Raw genomic sequence first — 15,479 nt, forward strand, 5'->3', positions numbered from 1 at the left:
GAGTTGTAAATTGCCTCAAAAAAGAAGCTTACATGTAAAGAAAAGGAGGAGTTAATAAAATGAGGTGGTGTCCCCAGCGCGATTCGAACGCACGGCCTTCAAATTAGGAATTTGATGCTCTATCCTGCTGAGCTATGGGGACAAAAGGTAAAAAATGGAGTAAAAAAAAAGCCGAATGCGTTTTCACACATTCGGCTTCTAAAAAATGGCGTATTAGCCGTTACGTTTTTTGATAATCTCTTCTGCAACGTTTCTAGGAACTTCATCATAATGATCGAATTCCATAGAGTAAGAAGCACGACCTTGTGTTTGAGAACGAAGGTCTGTAGAGTAACCGAACATTTCAGCCAATGGGCAGAATGCGTTAACAATTTTGTTACCACTTCTATCATCCATAGAGTTGATTTGTCCACGTCTTCTGTTAAGATCGCCGATAACATCACCCATAAAGTCTTCTGGAGTCTCAACTTCAACTTTCATAATTGGCTCAAGAATAACTGGTTTTGCTTTTCTACAACCCTCTTTGAAGCCCATTGAAGCAGCCAATTTAAATGCCATCTCAGATGAGTCAACATCATGGTAACTTCCATCATAAAGTGTAACTTTAACGTCTTCCACTTTATAACCAGCAAGAACACCTGCTTGAAGTGATTCTTTGATACCTTTATCAACAGCTGGAATAAATTCTTTTGGAATCGCTCCACCTTTGATATCGTTAATAAATTCATAACCAGCACCTGCATCTTGAGGTTCGATTTTGAGGTAAACGTGACCGTATTGACCGCGACCACCAGATTGTTTTGCGTATTTGTACTCTTGGTTAACAGATGCACGAATTGTCTCACGGTAAGCAACTTGTGGTTGACCAACTTCAGCACTTACTTTAAACTCACGTAACATACGATCAACAAGAATCTCTAAGTGAAGCTCACCCATACCAGAAATGATGGTTTGACCACTCTCTTCATCTGTCTCAACTCTAAAGCTTGGATCTTCTTGAGCAAGTTTTTGAAGTGCAATACCCATTTTCTCTTGATCCGCTTTTGTTTTAGGCTCAACGGCAACAGAGATAACAGGGTCTGGGAATACCATTCTCTCTAGAATTACAGGATCTTTTTCGCTAGCAAGTGTATCACCAGTAAGTGTGTCTTTAAGACCTACAACCGCACCAATCTCGCCAGAGTGAAGAACTTTGATCTCTTCTCTTTTGTTCGCATGCATTTTTAGTAAGCGACCAATTCTCTCTTTTTTATCTTTGGTTGTGTTGTAAGCATAACTTCCGCTTTCCAATGAACCACGGTAAACACGAACGAATGTTAACTGACCAACAAATGGGTCGGTCATAATTTTAAATGCAAGAGCGGCAAATTCACCTTCATCAGTTGAATCAACAACACACTCGCGTCCATCATCATACTCGCCTTTAATCGCATGTACTTCAGTAGGAGCTGGCATATAATCAATAACAGCATCTAACATCGGTTGAACACCTTTGTTTTTAAACGCTGTTCCACAAATCATAGGAATAAATGTCATTGCAAGACATCCCGCTTTAATACCTGCTTTAATCTCAGCTTTGGTGAGTTCTTCGCCACCAAGATATTTTTCCATCAACTCATCACTGGTCTCAGAAACGGCTTCAACCATTCTCTCACGGTACTCTTTCGCTTTATCAGCAAGATCAGCTGGAATTTCAACAACTTGGTAGTTTGAACCCATTGCTGCATCATCATCCCAAACAAGTGCTTTCATCTCAACGAGATCAACAACACCTTTGAAGTTTTCTTCTGCACCAATAGGAATTTGAATTGGCACTGGATTCGCTTTTAAACGATTTTTAATTTGCGCTTCAACATTATAAAAGTCTGCACCAACACGGTCCATTTTGTTAACAAATACCATTCTTGGAACTTGGTAACGATTGGCTTGTCTCCAAACTGTCTCAGATTGTGGTTGAACGCCACCAACTGCACAAAATACAGCTACAGCGCCATCAAGAACACGCATAGAACGCTCAACTTCAATGGTGAAGTCAACGTGGCCCGGAGTGTCGATAATGTTAATTTGGTGATCTTTCCATGTACATGTTGTCGCAGCAGAAGTAATGGTAATACCTCTCTCTTTCTCTTGCTCCATCCAGTCCATTGTTGCAGCACCATCATGTACCTCACCAATTTTGTGAGAGATACCGGTGTAAAAAAGGATTCTTTCTGTTGTTGTGGTTTTACCTGCATCAATGTGCGCAGCAATACCGATGTTTCTAACCATTCCAATAGGGGTATTTCTTGCCATTATAATTTCCTTGTTATATTAGGAGTGTAGTTCGTGAAGAGAGGGAATGTGCGTCATAGAGACGAACATTCCCATCACCATTTTACCAGCGATAGTGAGCAAACGCTTTGTTTGCTTCTGCCATTTTATAAGTATCTTCTTTTTTCTTAAAGGTAGCGCCTCTACTATTAGCCGCATCTAAAAGTTCATTGGCCAACCTCTCGATCATGGTTCTCTCACTTCTTTTGCGTGAGTAAGAAACCAACCATCTAAGAGCCAATGCTTGTTGACGAGTTGTTCTAACTTCGACTGGAACTTGATATGTTGCTCCACCGACACGTCTGCTTTTTACTTCCATAACAGGCTTAACGTTATCGATAGCTGCATTAAAAATTTCAATACCTTTTAGAGTTCCACTTCTTTTTTCAGCGAGTTCTAATGAACCGTAAAATACTTTAGTAGCAACACTCTTTTTTCCATCGAGCATCAACGCATTGATAAACTTTGTGATAATCTTGCTATTGTAGATTGGATCTGGTAATACTTCTCTTACAGGAGCTTTTCTTCTTCTCATTATATTTCCTTCAAATTTTTTGAAAATTTTACTCAAATGATGTCAAAACAAAGGACATCACCTGCTGTTAAATTTATTTAGCTTTTGGTCTTTTTGTACCGTATTTACTTCTAGACACCGTTCGTTTTGCAACACCTGAAGTATCAAGCGCACCACGTACGATATGGTACTTAACACCTGGTAAATCTTTTACCCTACCGCCACGTACCAATACAATGGAGTGTTCTTGTAGGTTGTGTCCCTCGCCACCGATGTAGCTAATGACTTCAAAACCGCTAGTCAATTTGACTTTGGCAACTTTTCTCAAAGCAGAGTTTGGTTTCTTAGGAGTTGTCGTATAAACTCTTGTACAAACGCCTCTTCTTTGAGGGCACTTATCAAGTGCAGGTGATTTTGATTTTTTAATCACCTTTTTTCTCTCATTTCTGACGAGTTGGTTAATGGTTGGCACATTATTTCCTTTATTTTGTAAAAAATAGGTGCTAATTTTATTTAAAAATAGCTTAAAAAAAGGTTAAGTTAAGGGAACCTTAACTTAACCTCTACTTGGGTTTAATTCGATATTAAATTGTTTGTTCTGATAAAGACCGGTTCCTACTGGAATCATACGTCCTAAGATAACATTTTCTTTAAGATCTTCAAGCATATCCATCTTACCAGCGATACTCGCTTCAGTAAGAACTTTTGTTGTCTCTTGGAATGAAGCTGCAGAGATAACACTATCACTACCAATCGCTGCACGCGTAACACCTAAAAGTGTTGGTTCAGCAATGGCTGGCTCTCCACCCATTTTCATAACCGCTTCATTTTCTTCTCTAAAACGTCTTCGGCTAATCAAATCTCCCATGATGAACTTCGTGTCACCACTATCGACAATTCTTACCTGACGAAGCATTTGAGAAACGATAACCTCAATGTGTTTATCGTTAATCGCAACACCTTGTCCACGGTAAACTTGTTGAATTTCACTGATAAGATAATAGTGAAGTGCTTTCTCACCCATAATACGTAAAATATCATGACTTGAAATAACACCATCTGTTAATCTCTCACCTGCATGCACAAATTCGCCCGATTGAACGTGGATTTGCGTATTTCTATCAACAAGATACTCAACACTTGTACCATCATTGGCTTCAATGATAATACGCTCTTTAGAACGTAGTGGCTTACCAAAACGAATCGTTCCATCAATCTCCGCAATAACGGTTGCATTTTTAGGACGACGTGCTTCAAAAAGTTCACTAATACGTGGAAGACCACCGGTAATATCTTTCGATTTTGCAATCGCTTTAGGTGTTCTACCGATCAAATCAGCTAAACCAACAGTAACGCCATTTTGAACGAAAATCGCTGTTTTTGGCTCCAATTGGTACTTAACAATCTCACCATTTTTATTCGCAATGATGATCGTTGGTTTCATGCCACTTGGTAAATATTCGTTAATCACAAGTCTACTTTGACCTGTCATGTCATCGAATTGCTCTGTTGCACTAATGCCTGGTTCAATATCTTCAAACGTAATCGTACCCGCATCTTCAGCAATAATTGGTGTTGAATACGGATCCCACTCAGCAATTGTAATTTGTTCACTTGTTGATGGATACGCAAGCAATGTTTTTGAATCAACCATGCTATTGTCATTGACATCAATAATCGAATCGCGAGGAATGTAGTGACGAATTGCTTCTCTATCATCTTCATCTGCGATAACGGCAAAAATACCTTTTTCTTTAACAGGATCGCCTTTTTTGATCTCATGGATACGATCCAAATAATCTCCGCGAAGCTTGTAGTATTTGACAACACCCTTTGCTTCAGCATGAATTTTTTGGATAATCGGCTCACCATTTTTTACTTTAAGCTCACTCGCATAAGGAATACGGCTTGGAACATTCCAGCCTTCTTTAATAACCTCTACGATGCTTTCATTGGCTTCAACCACATCACCACTGACGTAAGGGATGTAGAATTTACCTTCAATTTTACCGCTAACACCTGCAAGCTCATTTGGTTTAGCAAAGTCACTTTTACGAAGTGTATAACGGATATTCTCGCCTGCACTTGTAATCGTAATCGCTGTCTCTTCATGCGCTGTATCAATCTCAATCGTACCTTTAAACGGTGCTTTGATCTTTGGCTCAACAAGTAAGACAGCCGCATTTCTACGGTTAGCAACGATATTTTTGCCCTCTTTAGTCACATAGGTTTTTACATTGTAATAACGAATGAAACCCTCTTTTTGTGCAATAACTTGGCGATCTTGAGATTCCGTTGATGCCGTACCACCGATGTGGAATGTACGAAGTGTCAACTGTGTACCTGGCTCACCAATGGATTGAGCTGAAATAATACCAACCGCTTCACCAGGGCGAACCAATGTGCCCTCAGCCAAGTTCGTACCATAACATTTAGCACAAACACCTTTTTTAGCTTTACATGTAATCGGTGTACGAATAACAACCGACTTAATGCTTGCCTCTTTAAGGGCTTGTGCGCTCTTCTCATCAATCAATGTTCCCTCTGTGAAAAGAACTTCGTTGGTAATCGTATCAATAACATCTTCTGCAAGAACACGACCTGTTGCTCTCTCATACAATGACTCTACAAGCTCACCACTCTCGCTGATTTCGGTAATCTCAACACCTTCGTGTGTACCACAATCATCCATCGTAACTTTAACGTTTTGCGCAACGTCAATAAGTTTACGTGTCAAGTAACCCGCATTCGCTGTTTTAAGAGCGGTATCAGCTAAACCTTTACGAGCACCGTGCGTTGAAATAAAGTACTCAAGAACGTTTAGACCTTCACGGAAGTTTGAAATAATTGGTGTTTCAATAATACTTCCATCCGGTTTCGCCATAAGACCCCTCATACCAGCTAACTGTCTGATTTGAGCAGCAGAACCCCTAGCACCAGAGTCCGCCATCATATAAATAGAGTTAAATCCACCTTTATGACTCTCTGTAAGCTTCATCATCTCAGAAGCCACATCGTTGTTTGTATCCGTCCAAATATCAATAATTTTGTTATAACGCTCTTGCTCTGTTAATAAACCAGAACTGAACTGTTTTTGGATTTCACGTACTTTTTTCTTCGCTTCTTTGATCTTTTTCACTTTTGTTTCAGGAACACGAATATCATCAATAGAGACTGAAATTCCTGATTGTGTTGCATATTTAAAACCAAGATTTTTGAGGTTATCCAAGAATCCTGCAGTGATACCAATACCACCCTCTTTAAAGATATGATCAACCAAACCACCGATATTTTTCTTTTTCAACACTCTATTCCACTGTTCTTCAGGAACAAATTCTGGCAAGATTGATTTTAAGATCAAACGACCTGCTGTTGTAAAGAGTACTCTATCGTTAATTCGTGTCTTAATTTTTGCATGAATATCCAAGAATCCTGCATCAATGGCAATATGCACTTCATTGATATTGGCAAAAATCTTATTTGAACCTTTTGCATTTGGCTTCTCTAAGGTTAGATAGTAAAGACCCAAGACCATATCTTGTGTTGGAACCGTTACCGCTTTACCAGAAGCTGGAAGCAAGATGTTCATTGAACTAAGCATCAAAATCTTACACTCAGCAATTGCCTCTTGTGATAATGGAACGTGAACCGCCATTTGGTCACCGTCGAAGTCCGCGTTGAAGGCAGAACATACAAGAGGATGCAAACGAATCGCTTTTCCATCAATCAAAACAGGATGAAACGCTTGAATTGAGAGTTTATGAAGTGTAGGCGCACGGTTTAACATAACCGGATGACCTTTAACCACTTCTGCTAGACACTCCCAAACTTCATTCGTTTTCATGTCGATCATTTTCTTCGCTTGTTTAACCGTTGTCGCATAGCCTTTTTCTTCAAGACGCGCTAACAAATGTGGTTTGAAAAGCTCCAATGCCATCTGTTTTGGAAGACCACACTGATCCATTTTCAAGTTTGGTCCAACAACGATTACTGAACGACCTGAAAAGTCAACCCTTTTACCAAGTAGGTTCTGACGGAAACGGCCTTGTTTACCTTTGATGATCTCAGAAAGCGATTTTAAAGGACGCTTATTAGCTCCTTTTACCGCATTCGCACGACGTCCATTATCAAAAAGCGCATCGACAGCTTCTTGAAGCATTCTTTTTTCATTGCGAATAATAATCTCAGGAGCATCTAGTTCCATCAAACGTTTCAAACGAGCATTTCTGTTAATAACACGACGATACAAATCATTGACGTCACTTACCGCAAACTTTCCACCATCCAGTGCCACAAGTGGTCTAAGATCTGGCGGAAGAACTGGCAACATTGTAATCATCATCCACTCAGGGCGGTTGCCGCTGTTAAGGAATGCTTCAACAACTTTTAAACGTTTTACAATCGTTTTTTTCTTTGCTTCTGAACTCGTTTGGTTAATCTCTTCTTTAAGTTGTCCAAGAATTTCAACGAGATCAAGGCTCGCTAATAAATCGCGAATAACTTCACCACCCATTTTAGCCACAAAACCAGTATCCCCAAATTTTTGCTCTAATGCTTGGTATTGCTCTTCATTTAAAACATCATATATAGCTACTTTGTTTTTATTTTCAGCATCGTAAAAAGCTTCACCTGCATGCTCAACAATGTATGCTTCATAATAAAGTACGCGCTCAAGATCTTTCATCTTAACGCCAAGAAGTGTTCCCACACGACTTGGAAGTGAGTTAACATACCAAATATGCGCCACAGGAGTTACTAACTCAATGTGACCCATACGTGAACGTCTAACTTTTGTGCTGGTTACTTCAACACCACACTTCTCACACTTGATGCCTTTGTAACGCATCTTTTTGTATTTTCCGCACAGACATTCATAATCTCTGACGGGTCCAAAGATTTTCGCACAAAAAAGGCCATCGCGCTCAGGTTTGAGCGTACGATAGTTAATGGTCTCAGGCTTTTTGACCTCACCATAACTCCATGAGCGAATTTTCTCAGGACTAGCAAGTTTTAACTGAAATGCTTTAAAATCCCTTGGTCTGCTCTCTTCGTGAATCTCAATTGGTTCTAGTCGCTTCATCTTCTTCCACCTCGTCATAAATCTCAACATCTAAAGCCAAAGACTTCAACTCATTCGTTAAAACATAGAATGTTTCAGGAATACCAGTTTGAGGGACATTTTCACCTCTTGTGAGTGCTTTATAAGCTAAAATACGTCCTTCAACATCATCCGATTTAACGGTCAACATCTCTCTTAGAGTATGTGCAGCACCGTATGCTTCAAGTGCCCATACCTCCATCTCACCGAATCTTTGTCCACCAAAGAGTGCTTTACCACCAACTGGTTGTTGTGTAACCAATGAGTATGGTCCAGTACTTCTTGCGTGAACTTTTTCATCAACTAAGTGGTGAAGTTTTAACATATACATATAGCCCACGTTGACTTTTTCATGCATTTTTTGACCGGTCATACCATCGTACAAATCAGTCTTTCCATCGGTATCAATTTTTGCCATTTCAAAAAGTTTTTCAAACTCTTCAACGTTAACACCCTCAAAAATTGGTGTCGCAAATTTAACACCTCTGCTCCAGTCTCTCGCGTAAATCAATAATTGTTCATCATCCACTTTATCAATAAATTTCTTTGCATCCATCAGTTTTGCAACATCAGCAATGCTAATCATTTTTTCGCGAAGTGTTTTAATCCAATCACCTTGTTTCTCTTTGAAGATCTCTTCAATTTGATTACCCAAACGTTTACCAACAAGACCTAAGTGAACCTCGAGAATTTGTCCGATGTTCATACGACTTGGAACGCCCAGTGGATTTAAAACGATGTCGACAATCTCACCATTTTTGAGGTAAGGCATATCAACTTCACGAACGATATTAGAAACAATACCTTTGTTACCGTGACGTCCAGCCATTTTATCGCCGACTTTAAGTTTACGCTTTGTTGCCACATAAACTTTAACAAGCTTGACGACACCGCTTGGTAAAATATCGTCTTTTTCAATGATATTAAGCTTCTCATCGTGCTCTTCTTTGAGTTTTTTCTTCTCATTTTGGAAGTACACTTTAAGGTCTTTATACTCATCTTGGATCTCATTTGAGAATGCTTTTACAATTGAATTGATTGAGAAACGATTAACATTATGAAGGTCTTCAGCTTTGATAAAACCGCCTTTTTTATAGCTTGTTTTACTGATTTCTTGATCTTCATTCAATGGATTTCTAAGAAGCAACGCATTAATACGTAACATCTCTTCTCTATCTAACATCAAAAGTTTATCATGATGTTCACGGTCTAATATCTCTTTTTCTTGCTCATAAGCTTGAACAGCACGTGGATCTTTGTCATAACCTTTTTTCGTAAAGATTTTAACATCAACAACGATACCCTCTAACGAAGGTGTTGCATAAAGTGATTTATTGACAACATGTCCTGCTTTTTCACCAAAAATTGCGCGTAAAAGTCTCTCTTCCGGTGTTGGTTTAACTTCACCTTTTGGTGACACTTTACCCACTAAAATCATACCTGGAGAAACGTAAGTACCTACTTTTACAATACCGCTATCATCAAGGTGCGCTAGCTCTTCTTCTTTGACGTTTGGAATATCTTTAGTGATCTCTTCCACACCGTCTTTAAGTTCGCGTGCTTCAACCTCTTTTTCATAGATATGAACGCTGGTAAAAGCATCTTCACGAATCATACGCTCAGAGATAACAATCGCATCTTCGTAGTTATATCCATTCCAAGGCATAAAGGCAACCATTGCGTTTTTACCGATAGCAAGTTCACCTTGATCCATACTTGGACCATCAGCGATAACGCCACCCGCTTCAACCATATCACCTTTTCTTACAATGACTTTTTGAGTAAAGGTTGTATTTTGGTTGGTTCTAAGATTCTTTTGAAGTGCGTAATGGTCGATAAATGCACCACCTTCATCTTCGCCTAGAATGTAGACATTTTTATTATCAACTTTTTCAACAACACCTGCACGTTTTGCTTTAATTGCTTCCCATGAGTCACGAGCCGCAATTTTTTCAACACCTGTACCGACTAATGGCGCATCAGATTTAACGAGTGGCACGGCTTGACGCTGCATGTTTGAACCCATCAATGCACGGTTCGCATCATCATGTTCCAAGAATGGAATAAGTGAAGCTGCAACACCGGCAATCATCATCGAAGAAAGGTCGATCAAATCAACTTTTTCTTTTTCAATCAATACGGTTTCACCGTCAATTCTAACTTCAATCAAATCTTCAACAATTTCATTGTTTTCATTAATCTTAGTACTTGCAGGAGCAATAACTAAGCCCTCTTCTTGGGTTGCGGTAATATAAATGATTTCGTCTGTAATGGTTGCATTCTCAACTTTACGGTAAGGAGCTTCCACAAAACCTAGATCATTTACTTTTGCATACATTGAAAGAGTATTGATCAAACCGATGTTTTGACCCTCTGGCGTTTCAACCGGACAAATTCTTCCGTAGTGTGTTGGGTGAACGTCACGTACTTCAAAGCCAGCGCGTTCTTTTACCAAACCGCCCTCACCAAGAGCTGAAAGTCTTCTTTTATGCGTAATTTCACTGAGTGGATTTGTTTGATCCATAAATTGTGACAATTGTCCGCTTGAGAAAAATTCTGCAATCGCAGAAGTAATCATTTTAGAGTTAATCAAATCATGTGGCATCAACTCTTCAACACTACCGCTAAGAGCTGTAAATTTATCACGAATCGCTTTTTGCATTTTGATCAAACCAGCATGAAGTTCATTCGCTAGTAATTCACCAATAGCTCTAATTCTTCTATTACCCAAGTGATCACGATCATCGATATGACCTTGACCATTTTTAACTTTAATCAAGTATTTCGCTGTTTTGATAATATCTTCACTCGTCATAATCGTCACATACTCAGGCACTGAAAGTCCTAATTTGTGATTCATTTTCATACGGCCAACTTTCGTTAAATCGTATCTTTCTGAGTTAAAGAAAAGGTCTTTTACAAATGTTTTTGCAGCTTCTTTGGTAACAGGCTCACCCGGTCTCATAACTTTGTAGATACGAATAGCAGCTAAGTCATTCTCATCTTCAATACTCTCAGTTTGGCGGAGTAATTTAAGCGTTTCGGTGTCTGCAATAAATGAGTTAATGATCGCATCATCCACACCACTTGCAAGATCATTGGCAATTTCGATCACTTCGCATTTTTGCTCAATAATTTTTGCTAATTTGCCTTCGTCAAGCTGTGTAAGGGTATCGTAAAGTACTTCACCGCTCTCTTGATCAATAATCGGGGAAGAGAGGAAACGATTGACCAAAATTTCAACAGGATATTCGATAAATTTGATACCATCTTCAATAAATTTTTCTGCTTTTTTACGTGCGAGACGTTTGCCCGCAGCTAAAAGAAGGTTACCATGTTCATCTTTAAGGTCAAAGTCAACACGACCAAGGAAATTATCCGCTGAAAATTCAATTAAAAATTTGTTCTCACGAATCATAATGTTAAGCACAGGGTAAAAAAGTTTTAAAATATCTTGTTTGCTGTATCCAAGTGCTCTAAAAAGAATAGTGATAGGAACTTTTCTGCGTTTGTTAATTCTAACGAAAAGTGTGTCTTTTGCATCATACTCAAAGTATAACCAAGAACCACGATCAGGAATAATTTGAGCATTGTAAATCAGTTTATTAGCAACCGTTGGGCTCTCTTCCTCTTTGAAGATAACACCAGGGCTTCTGTGAAGCTGATTAACAACAACTCTCTCAACACCGTTGATGATAAACGAAGTCCGCTCTGTCATCAATGGAATCTCTCGGATAAAAATTGCTTGTTCTTTAATATCTTTTACACCCGTTTTTTCACCGGATTTTTCATCTTTATCCCAAAGGATAAGACGAATGTTCATTTTTAAGCTGACAGAATACGTAAGTCCACGCTCCATACATTCGCGGACGGTATATCTAGGTTTTCCAACTTCTGATCCAACATATTCTAAAGTAAGTCTATTTTGGGGATCATGAATAGGAAAAATAGATTTAAAAACCTTCTCTACGCCACTCTCTTCTTTGAGATTTTCAACATTTAAAAACTGTTCGTAACTCTTTTGTTGAAGTTGGAGTAGATTTGGTACATCAATTTTTTTTGGGACTTTGGAAAAATCAACTCGTAAGCGATTTCCAGATTTTAGGCTATTTAACATGAGTCTACCTCGTGTAGTTGTTTGAAAAGGGCAGTGGGTTCATCTATCGCTTGATAGATGTTATAACGACTAATAAATTTCCAGAAAAAAAGTTTTGAAAGAGAAGCCAAAGGCTTCTCTTAAAGTAATAAAATTACTTGATTTCAGCGACAGCGCCAGCTTCTTCAAGTTTCTTTTTGATCTCTTCAGCGAGTTGTTTAGATACACCCTCTTTAATTGTTGTAGGAGCGCCTTCAACTGCATCTTTAGCCTCTTTAAGACCAAGACCTGTGATTTCTCTAACAACTTTAATAGCGTTGATTTTTTTCTCGCCGCCATCTTTAAGGATAACATCAAACTCAGTTTTCTCTTCTGCAGCTTCAGCAGCAACAGCTGCGCCAGCGCCTGCAACCATAACTGGAGCAGCAGATACACCGAATTTCTCTTCGAAATCTTTTACTAATTCACTTAGTTCAAGTACACTAAGACCTGAAATATACTCTAATACGTCTTGTTTTGAAATTGCCATTTCAAATCTCCTGATTATTTTATAGTTATAATGATTTTACAAGAGTCTTGCTCTTGCACCTTACACGTAAGACTTGAGCCTTACAAATACACTCTATTCAGACTCTTGTTTTTTAGCACGTAGTGCATCAAGACCAATGGTAAAGTTTGTAATTGGTGCCATCCAAGTTGATAGAAGCATTCCAATAAGCTCATTACGTGATGGCATTTTAGAAAGTGCTTCAACTTTAGCGGCGTCAACAACAATACCACCAGCAAAACCAGATTTAATTACAAAATTTGGATTTGTTTTAGCGAATGTAGCGACAATTTTAGTGACTGCTAACTGATCTGCACCCCAAACAAAAATGTTGGTGTCCTTAAGTTCAAGTCCTTCAATACCAGCATTTTTCATAGCGATTGATGCTAAAGTATTTTTAATAACTTTAACACTAACAGCTTCTGGTCTTGAAGCATTTCTCAATGCTTCGATCGCTTTAACATTAAGACCTTTATAGTCACAAACAATTAAACCGTCGGAAGATTTGAACTCTTCAGCTAGAGAACTAATAAATTCAGCTTTCTCTTTTCTTGTCAATTTTTCTCCTTTCCAACTGGCGATTTCAAGTAGAGATGAGTTGCCTCAAATTAAGCTTTCGCCTCTACTCTCTCCAATCATAAGATTAAGTACGTAAAATAGTTTTAAGAGTCTTATCTAAGATCGATAAGCTCTTGGTTCTCGAGGTTAATTGATGGGCTCATTGTAAGTGACAATGCAGCACATTTAATATATTTACCTTTTGCAGCAGCAGGTTTATTTTTGTTAATTGCTTTGATAAATGCTTCAAAGTTCTCTCTGATTTGCTCAGATGTGAAGCTAATTTTACCAATACCTGCGTGGATGTTTCCTTGTTTGTCAACACGGAAGTTTACTTGTCCACCTTTATTGTTCTCAACAGCCTTAGCAACGTCCATTGTTACAGTACCTGTTTTTGGATTTGGCATGATACCTTTTGGTCCAAGAATACGACCAACTTTACCCACTAAACCCATCATATTTGGTGTTGCAATTAAAACGTCAAAATTGATTTTACCAGCTTGAATATCTTCGATCAAATCATCGCTACCAACAATATCAGCACCCGCCGCTCTTGCTTCATCTGCTTTTTCGTCTTTTGCAATAACAGCAACACGAACTGTTTTACCAGTACCTGCAGGAAGAACAACAGAGCCTCTTACCATTTGATCAGCATGTCTTGGATCAACATTAAGTTTAAGCGCTACTTCGATTGTTTCGTCAAATTTTGCAGAAGCTAGGTTTTTAATATTGCCTAAAGCTTCATCAACTGAATATTTTTTTTCTTTGTCAACTTTTTTTAGAAGTTCTTGAAATCTTTTATTTACTTTCTTTGCCATTCTTTATCTCCGCATAATTTTGCTTCCGCCTTTAAAACCCTGACGGTAAAGGGTAAGGATTAATCGACGACGTTAATACCGATACTTCTAGCTGAACCCGCAATAATTTTTGCAGCTGCTTCTTTATCTGTTGTATTAAGATCAGCGATTTTTTTCTCAACAATCTCAAGGATTTGAGCTTTGTTAAGTGTGCCTACTTTGTTTTTTAAAGGGTTGCTTGAACCACTTTTAAGGCCAACTGCTTTTTTGATAAGATCAGTAGCAGGTGGTTGTTTTGTAACAAATGTAAAACTTTTATCGGCATAAACAGTGATAACTACAGGAATTCTAAATCCTGCCATCTCTTTTGTTCTTTCGTTAAATGCTTTACAAAACTCCATAATGTTAACACCACGTTGACCTAGGGCTGGTCCTACTGGAGGTGATGGATTTGCTTTAGCAGCTTCAATTTGCAATTTAATTTCGCCAATGACTTTTTTTGCCATTTCTTTTCCTTTACGCTTAAACTATTTTTTCAACTTGAGAATAGAGAATCTCAACTGGGGTACTTCTACCAAAGATTGAAACATTGAGTGTGAGTTTGCCATGAACCATATCATACTCTTCAACTGAACCTGTAAAGTTTGCGAAAGGACCTTCTGTAATCCTAACACTCTCTCCATTTTCGAAGAAGATTTTTGGTTTTGGCGCACCTTTTTTCTCAGCTTTCTCCAAGATCAATGCAATGTCTTTTTCACTCAAAGGTGTAGGTTTTTTAGCCTCTCCGATGAATCTTCCGACTTTTGGCAAAGATTGAATAAGATGCCAGAGTGCGGTGTCTAAATCTAGTTTTGCAAACGCATAACCAGGATAGAGACTTCGCTCACTAATCTTTTTTTTACCATTCTTAACTTCAATTACATCTTCGGTTGGAACAACGATTTGCTCCAACTTCTCAGCGATACCATGATCGTTGACAAGAGTAATAATTCCTTTTTTGACTGCTTGCTCACTACCTGCATAGGTTTGAATTGCGTACCATCTATGTGCCATTCTTTCTCCTTAAATTAAAGAAGATAAAGAAAAAGACATAATAGCATCAATCAACGCTAAGAAGAGTGAAATTACGGTTACGACAACGAAAACAGAAATGAAAGCATTTCGAATCTGTTCTTTAGTCGGAAAAATAACTTTTGACAATTCAGCTTTAGAATGATGATAATAAGCTCTTAATTTTTCCATTGTATTACCTCGACTAGTGGCAGGGTAGGAGGGACTCGAACCCCCAACCTGCGGTTTTGGAGACCGACGCTCTACCGTTGGAGCTACTACCCTACATGATTAAGTTAAGTCTGTATTAGAGACTTAACTTTTTAATTTCACTTCTTTGTGAACAGTGTGTTTTTTCAGTCTTGGACAATACTTGCTAAGTTCAACTTTTTCAGTAACTGTCTTGCTGTTTTTGGTTGTAGTGTAATTAATGTCACCACATTCAGAACACTTTAGTCCGATTTTAACGGTCATAATATTTCCTTGACTAAATTACACGTAAGGGTTCC

Annotated in this window: 12 protein-coding genes and 2 tRNA genes; all 14 read right to left on the minus strand. The window is 38.5% G+C overall.

Features of this window, described 5'->3' with window-relative positions; genetic code table 11:
* Positions 1-65: 65 nt before the first annotated feature.
* The 14 genes from N0B29_RS02315 to rpmG all read right to left on the minus strand — a co-directional run bounded on the left by N0B29_RS02315 (position 66) and on the right by rpmG (position 15,444).
* A tRNA-Arg gene (locus N0B29_RS02315) sits at positions 66-142 on the minus strand.
* 71 nt (positions 143-213) lie between these two features.
* Complete coding sequence (fusA, locus tag N0B29_RS02320; protein WP_263832083.1) at positions 214-2,292, minus strand: elongation factor G; 2,079 nt, start codon at positions 2,290-2,292, stop codon at positions 214-216.
* Positions 2,293-2,374: 82 nt separating this feature from the next.
* Positions 2,375-2,845, minus strand: coding sequence for a 30S ribosomal protein S7 (gene rpsG / locus N0B29_RS02325; protein WP_041956458.1), 471 nt, complete (start codon positions 2,843-2,845; stop codon positions 2,375-2,377).
* A 73-nt stretch (positions 2,846-2,918) separates the two neighbouring features.
* Positions 2,919-3,296: a 30S ribosomal protein S12 gene (gene rpsL, locus N0B29_RS02330; RefSeq protein WP_012856158.1), complete on the minus strand. Its 378-nt coding sequence runs from the start codon at positions 3,294-3,296 to the stop codon at positions 2,919-2,921.
* Positions 3,297-3,380: 84 nt separating this feature from the next.
* Complete coding sequence (rpoC, locus tag N0B29_RS02335; protein WP_263832084.1) at positions 3,381-7,904, minus strand: DNA-directed RNA polymerase subunit beta'; 4,524 nt, start codon at positions 7,902-7,904, stop codon at positions 3,381-3,383.
* Positions 7,882-12,039, minus strand: coding sequence for a DNA-directed RNA polymerase subunit beta (rpoB, locus tag N0B29_RS02340; protein WP_263832085.1), 4,158 nt, complete (start codon positions 12,037-12,039; stop codon positions 7,882-7,884). The genes rpoC and rpoB overlap by 23 nt, the downstream gene beginning before the upstream one ends.
* 133 nt (positions 12,040-12,172) lie before the next feature.
* A complete protein-coding gene (gene rplL / locus N0B29_RS02345; protein WP_263832086.1) occupies positions 12,173-12,547 on the minus strand; it encodes a 50S ribosomal protein L7/L12 in 375 nt (124 codons plus the stop codon).
* 93 nt (positions 12,548-12,640) lie between these two features.
* Complete coding sequence (gene rplJ, locus N0B29_RS02350) at positions 12,641-13,123, minus strand: 50S ribosomal protein L10 (protein ID WP_263832087.1); 483 nt, start codon at positions 13,121-13,123, stop codon at positions 12,641-12,643.
* A 113-nt stretch (positions 13,124-13,236) separates the two neighbouring features.
* Entirely contained in the window at positions 13,237-13,941 is a 705-nt protein-coding gene (rplA, locus tag N0B29_RS02355; protein WP_263832088.1) for a 50S ribosomal protein L1, read from the minus strand.
* A 59-nt stretch (positions 13,942-14,000) separates the two neighbouring features.
* Positions 14,001-14,426 carry a 50S ribosomal protein L11 gene (gene rplK, locus N0B29_RS02360; protein WP_263832089.1) on the minus strand — a complete coding sequence of 142 codons (426 nt, stop codon included), beginning with the start codon at positions 14,424-14,426 and terminating at the stop codon, positions 14,001-14,003.
* Positions 14,427-14,442: 16 nt separating this feature from the next.
* Positions 14,443-14,973: a transcription termination/antitermination protein NusG gene (nusG, locus tag N0B29_RS02365; protein WP_037957041.1), complete on the minus strand. Its 531-nt coding sequence runs from the start codon at positions 14,971-14,973 to the stop codon at positions 14,443-14,445.
* Positions 14,974-14,982: 9 nt separating this feature from the next.
* Positions 14,983-15,162, minus strand: a complete 180-nt coding sequence (secE, locus tag N0B29_RS02370) for a preprotein translocase subunit SecE (RefSeq protein ID WP_087437688.1) — start codon at positions 15,160-15,162, stop codon at positions 14,983-14,985.
* Positions 15,163-15,179: 17 nt separating this feature from the next.
* A tRNA-Trp gene (locus tag N0B29_RS02375) sits at positions 15,180-15,255 on the minus strand.
* A 30-nt stretch (positions 15,256-15,285) separates the two neighbouring features.
* The gene (gene rpmG, locus N0B29_RS02380) at positions 15,286-15,444 is read right to left on the minus strand and encodes a 50S ribosomal protein L33 (protein WP_012856149.1); all 159 of its coding nucleotides are present in this window, start codon (positions 15,442-15,444) and stop codon (positions 15,286-15,288) included.
* Between the last annotated feature and the right edge of the window lie 35 nt (positions 15,445-15,479).

The organism is Sulfurospirillum oryzae, from assembly GCF_025770725.1.
Lineage (GTDB): Bacteria > Campylobacterota > Campylobacteria > Campylobacterales > Sulfurospirillaceae > Sulfurospirillum > Sulfurospirillum oryzae.

Coding starts and splice junctions, on each gene's coding strand:
- rpmG (WP_012856149.1), bottom strand. CDS start 15,444: ATGACCGTTAAAATCGGACTAAAGTGTTCTGAATGTGGTGACATTAAT.
- rplK (WP_263832089.1), bottom strand. CDS start 14,426: ATGGCAAAAAAAGTCATTGGCGAAATTAAATTGCAAATTGAAGCTGCT.
- rplA (WP_263832088.1), bottom strand. CDS start 13,941: ATGGCAAAGAAAGTAAATAAAAGATTTCAAGAACTTCTAAAAAAAGTT.
- rplL (WP_263832086.1), bottom strand. CDS start 12,547: ATGGCAATTTCAAAACAAGACGTATTAGAGTATATTTCAGGTCTTAGT.
- secE (WP_087437688.1), bottom strand. CDS start 15,162: ATGGAAAAATTAAGAGCTTATTATCATCATTCTAAAGCTGAATTGTCA.
- rpoC (WP_263832084.1), bottom strand. CDS start 7,904: ATGAAGCGACTAGAACCAATTGAGATTCACGAAGAGAGCAGACCAAGG.
- nusG (WP_037957041.1), bottom strand. CDS start 14,973: ATGGCACATAGATGGTACGCAATTCAAACCTATGCAGGTAGTGAGCAA.
- rpsG (WP_041956458.1), bottom strand. CDS start 2,845: ATGAGAAGAAGAAAAGCTCCTGTAAGAGAAGTATTACCAGATCCAATC.
- rpoB (WP_263832085.1), bottom strand. CDS start 12,039: ATGTTAAATAGCCTAAAATCTGGAAATCGCTTACGAGTTGATTTTTCC.
- fusA (WP_263832083.1), bottom strand. CDS start 2,292: ATGGCAAGAAATACCCCTATTGGAATGGTTAGAAACATCGGTATTGCT.